General features: G+C 70.2%; 5 protein-coding genes and 1 pseudogene. 1 reads left to right on the top strand and 5 read right to left on the bottom strand.

What is annotated here, in order from left to right; translation table 11 throughout:
* The first annotated feature begins 226 nt into the window (after window positions 1-226).
* Window positions 227-877: a hypothetical protein gene (locus tag ACFWPJ_RS25125; RefSeq protein ID WP_378854844.1), complete on the top strand. Its 651-nt coding sequence runs from the start codon at window positions 227-229 to the stop codon at window positions 875-877.
* An 84-nt stretch (window positions 878-961) separates the two neighbouring features.
* Here ACFWPJ_RS25125 and ACFWPJ_RS25120 read toward each other — a convergent pair whose 3' ends face one another.
* From ACFWPJ_RS25120 to ACFWPJ_RS25100, 5 genes and pseudogenes are all read right to left on the bottom strand, one after another.
* On the bottom strand, window positions 962-1,912 hold the full coding sequence (locus ACFWPJ_RS25120; protein ID WP_378854843.1) for an exopolyphosphatase: 951 nt from the start codon (window positions 1,910-1,912) through the stop codon (window positions 962-964).
* 64 nt (window positions 1,913-1,976) lie between these two features.
* Window positions 1,977-2,498, bottom strand: a complete 522-nt coding sequence (locus ACFWPJ_RS25115) for a DUF501 domain-containing protein (protein ID WP_378854842.1) — start codon at window positions 2,496-2,498, stop codon at window positions 1,977-1,979.
* Window positions 2,495-3,088, bottom strand: coding sequence for a septum formation initiator family protein (locus tag ACFWPJ_RS25110; protein WP_189026048.1), 594 nt, complete (start codon window positions 3,086-3,088; stop codon window positions 2,495-2,497). The genes ACFWPJ_RS25115 and ACFWPJ_RS25110 overlap by 4 nt, the downstream gene beginning before the upstream one ends.
* A gap of 46 nt (window positions 3,089-3,134) precedes the next feature.
* The gene (eno, locus tag ACFWPJ_RS25105) at window positions 3,135-4,421 is read right to left on the bottom strand and encodes a phosphopyruvate hydratase (protein ID WP_378854841.1); all 1,287 of its coding nucleotides are present in this window, start codon (window positions 4,419-4,421) and stop codon (window positions 3,135-3,137) included.
* A 114-nt stretch (window positions 4,422-4,535) separates the two neighbouring features.
* Window positions 4,536-4,702: pseudogene (locus tag ACFWPJ_RS25100) on the bottom strand (murein transglycosylase); the annotation flags it as partial.

The following is a 4,702-nucleotide window of genomic DNA, read 5'->3' as shown; positions in this document are numbered from 1 at the left end:
GCGCGCCCCCGCGCCCGGGCCCGAGCGGGTCGCCCTGCGCCGGTACCGCGCTCCGATCCGGCCCGCGGCGAGGGCTCCGCGACTCGCCCGAGGTGAATAGGGCGGGCAAGGACATCCATCCAACGGCGCGGGCGGTCCGAATAGCTGGTGTTCATCGACCACGAAATTTCGGATTCTCCCGGGGGTCGAATTCTTCGGGCGAGTTCGGAGAGGGAGCTTCTCCGATATGTTCCAGAACTCGAGTTCCAGCGTGACGCGGCGGATGCTCGCCGCCGTCCAGCCGGTCGCGGTGGCCGCCACGTTCGCCGGTGTCGCCTCGGCCGAGGTCGATACCGATCAGCAGGCGCGATTCGCCCAGGGATTGTCTTCGGTCGGCAATGCCGAGGGCATCGGCTACAGCACGTCTGTGACGCCGGATCTGCGGACCGTCTCGGCGACCGTGGACGACGGGCGCTTCGTCCTCGGCCAGGACGGCACGCTGACGGTCGAATCCGCGACCGGCAGCCCGATCGCCCAGGTGCCGACCAGCTTCGGCACGGTCGGCGGCAATACCATCACCGTGGCCACCGAGATCTCCGCCGACGGGCGCACACTGACGGCGACGCCGCAGGTCACCCAGGGCGCGGCCGCCGAGCTGAAGACGGTCGCCACCAATCCGGCCGCGCAGAACTCCGACCCGGTCCAGAATGCCGCTGCTCTCGGTGCCGGGGTCGGCATGGTGTTCGCCGCGATCGTGTGCGTGCCGGCGATCACCGCCGTCATCCTGTACCTGCCGTGTGTCGGGATGGTCGGCCTGCCCAATGCCCTCATCGGCGCGCTCATCGGCGCGGCCGTCGGCGCCGCGGCACCCGAAATGATCCCGCAGGTGCTTCCCTGATCCTGAACACCCTCATCGCCGCGCCCCGACAGCATCATGGTGCGCGGCGATGTCGTTTCAGGCGGGCCGGACCAGCAGCGCGGCTCAGCCGAGGATCGACATCGCGATGCCGTCGAGGATGTCGTGCTCGCTCACGACCAGCTCGGAAACACCGGCGCGGCGGGCCAATTCGTCGGCCAGCACCTCGGTGATGACCGCGCCGCCGCCGATCACGTCGACCCGGCCGGGGTGCATCGGGCCGAGCGCGGCGCGCTGGTCGTGGTCCATGCCGATCAGGCGGTCGCACACCTCGTGCACCTCGGCCAGGCTCAGCCGGGTGAGATGGACTCGGGTGGAGTCGTATTCGGGCAGGTCGAGGGCCACGGCGGTGATCGTGGTCATGGTGCCGGCGACGCCGACCCAGGTGTGCACCTTGTCGACCGGAACCTTGGCGAAGGCCTCGTCGAGCTTGCTCTGCGCGAATTCCCGTGCGGCGTCGACCTGTTCGGCCGTCGGCGGGTTGCCGGGCAGGCAGCGCTCGGTGACACGCACGCAGCCGATATCGGCGGAATACGCCGCCTGGACACCGTCACTGTCGCCGACGACCAGCTCGGTGGAGCCACCGCCCAGGTCGACAACGACGAAAGGTCCTGCGTCAGCGGACAGTTCGCCGACCGCGCCCGCGAAGGACAGTCGCGCTTCTTCGTCGCCGGTGATCACCTCGGCGACGGCGCCGTCGACGACCCGGCCGAGTTCGGCGCGGGTCATCTCGAAGAAGTCGTCCCGGTTGGCGGCGTCGCGGGTGGCGGAGGTGGCGACCATCCGGACGCGCGAAACATCCTGCGCGAGCATCAGATCGACGTAGTCGGCCAGCGCGATACGCGTGCGCTCGATCGCCTCGGGCGCGAGCCTGCCGGTGGCGTCGACACCCTGGCCGAGCCGCACGATCCGCATCTCGCGGTGCACATCGGTGAGACCACCGTCGGCGCCGACCTCGGCGATCAGCAGACGGATCGAGTTGGTACCGCAGTCCACCGCGGCGATGCGCTCAGTCATGATGTTCCTCCTGGTCGGCCCGAGCGCCGTGCGAGGTGGTGCAGGCGCAGCGTGCTGTCCGCGATTATGCCGGTTCGCCGGACTCGCGGGCGGCGGGCCAGTCGGCGGGGATCGCGGTGCCGCGCAGTCCGGCGTCGGCGGCCAGCGCCACGGCCTCGTCACCGAACGGGTTGACGCCGGGCCCCTTGGCCAGCGAATGCGCGATCAGCACATGGAGGCACTTGACCCGGTCGGGCATGCCGCCGCCGGTGAAATCGGTGCCGAGCGACTCGATCTCGTCGCGTTCGGCCAGGTAGCTCTCGTGCGCGGCGCGGTAGGCCGCGGCCAGCTCTGGGTCGGCGGCGAGACGTTCGGTCATCTCGCGCATCACCCCGGCCGATTCCTGCCTGCTCGCCTCGGCGGTGAGCCGCGGATCGGTCAGGTAGTAGAGGGTGGGGAACGGGGTGCCGTCGGGCAGGCGCGGGGCGGTCTTCACCACGGCGGGCAGGCCGTCGGGGGTGCGATAGGCGACGGCGAGCACACCGCGCGGCTCGCGGCCCAGCTGCTGGGCGATGATCTCGAGGTCGCGCTCGTTCGGTGCGGTCACCTTGGTCCTTCCGGGGCCGGTTCGGAAATGCTGCGCCACAGGTCGGTGTACCAGGGGTCGGGCGCCGCTGTTCGGGTGCTCATCGGCGGCGGCGCCGGTGCTTCGATGCCGGGAATCTGCACGATGTAGGGGGTTTCGCCGGGCATCACCAGGCGCAACCGGTCGCGGGCCTCGGAGCGGATGTAGGCCGGATCCTGCTGCTGGGCCCGGCGATCACGCAGGACGGCCAGGTCGGCGTCCAGTTCCGCGCGCTGCTGGGCCAGCGCGGCCGCTTCGGCCCGCTGACTGAAGTAGGTGCGGGTCGGCACGGCCAGGGTCAGCGCCAGGCCGCACAGCACGGCAGCGAGGATCACCGCCTTGCCGGTCGAGAGACCGAGGATGGTGTGTTCGCTGCGCTCGAGCTTGCCGCTGGGCTTGCGCTTGCCCGTCGTCGCGCCGGTGGCGGATTCGGGGCGGCGCCGGGTGGTGCGTTTGGCCGCGGCGGGGCGGCCGGGAGCGTCGAGATGACTGGGGCGGGAGCGCGCGGCCCGCGACGTGCGGCGGTCGCCTCGTCCACCCGGACTGGTTCCACGCGCACGTCGCTCGGTCATTCGCTACCGCCCCGTCATCTCAACCTGTACTGCGGTACTGCTGTGCTCAGAACTCGCCGGTGAAACGCGGGAAGGCCACGTCACCCGCGTAGCGTGCCGAGTCACCGAGGGCGTCCTCGATGCGCAGCAACTGGTTGTACTTGGCGACCCGCTCGGAACGCGCGGGAGCGCCGGTCTTGATCTGACCCGAACCGACGGCGACCGCGAGGTCGGCGATGGTGGTGTCCTCGGTCTCGCCCGAACGGTGCGACATCATGGTCTTGTAGCCGTTGCGGTGCGCGAGCTCGACGGCGTCGAGGGTCTCGGTCAGCGTGCCGATCTGGTTGACCTTCACCAGCAGCGCGTTGGCGGCGCCCTTGGCGATGCCCTCTTCGAGGCGCTCGGGGTTGGTGACGAACAGGTCGTCGCCGACCAGCTGCACCTTGTCGCCGATGGCGTCGGTCAGCGCGACCCAGCCGTCCCAGTCGTCCTCCGACAGCGGGTCCTCGATGGAGACCAGCGGGTACCGGGTGAGCAGGTCGGCGTAGAACTCGCCCATCTCGGCGGCCGTGCGGACCTGGCCCTCGAACTTGTAGCCCTCACCGGGGGTGTAGAACTCGGTGGCGGCCACGTCGAGCGCCAGCGCGACATCGGTGCCGAGCTTGTAGCCCGCGCGCTCGATGGCGACGCTGATCAGGTCGAGGGCCTCCACGGTGCCAGCGACGTCGGGGGCGAAGCCACCCTCGTCACCGAGACCGGTGGACAGGCCCTTCTCCTTGAGCACCGACTTCAGCGAGTGGTACACCTCGGTGCCCCAGCGCAGCGCCTCACGGAAGGTCGGGGCGCCGATCGGGGCGACCATGAACTCCTGGACATCGACGCCGGTGTCGGCGTGCGCGCCACCGTTGAGGATGTTCATCATGGGCACGGGCAGCACGTGGGCGTTCGGGCCGCCCAGGTAGCGGAACAGCTCCAGGCCCGAGGACTCGGCCGCACCGCGGGCCACGGCCAGCGAGACGCCGAGCAGGGCGTTCGCGCCGAGGCGGGACTTGTCCGGGGTGCCGTCCAGATCCAGCAGGACCTGGTCGACGGTGCGCTGCTCGACGGCGTCGAGGCCGATGATGGCGGGCGCGATCTCGTCGAGGACACCCTCGACGGCCTTGGTGACACCCTTGCCGTTGTAGCGATCGCCACCGTCACGCAGCTCGACGGCCTCGTGCTCACCGGTGGACGCGCCGGACGGAACGTCCGCCCTGGTCAGGGTGCCGTCGTCGAGGGCGATCTCGACCTCGACAGTGGGATTGCCGCGCGAATCCAGAATCTCGCGCGCTCCGACCTGTTCGATGATGGCCACGAAAACGACTCCTTACGACTGAAGGCACGGTAGGTCTCACGGCTTGGTCCGTGCGGGTGCGAGCCTATCGTCTCGGCGTGACGTCGAGTAACCGGCACTCCGGGCCGGAGCCGACTACACGCGGCGGCCGATGCTGTAGGTGGCCGCCCTGTCCCGCACGACCCGCATGTACTTGTTCGACTGGTTATAGGCGAACAGGGCGCGCTGCCAGCCGTCGGCCGAGGTCAGATCCCCGCCACGGATGCACAGGTACCTGGCGGCGGTGAGGGCGGCGTCATCGA

Origin of the sequence: Nocardia sp. NPDC058497 (assembly GCF_042720195.1) — a bacterium.
In the GTDB taxonomy this organism is placed as follows: Bacteria; Actinomycetota; Actinomycetes; order Mycobacteriales; family Mycobacteriaceae; genus Nocardia.
Note: the sequence above shows the minus strand (reverse complement) of the source record. Positions and strands in the feature narration are given on the sequence as shown.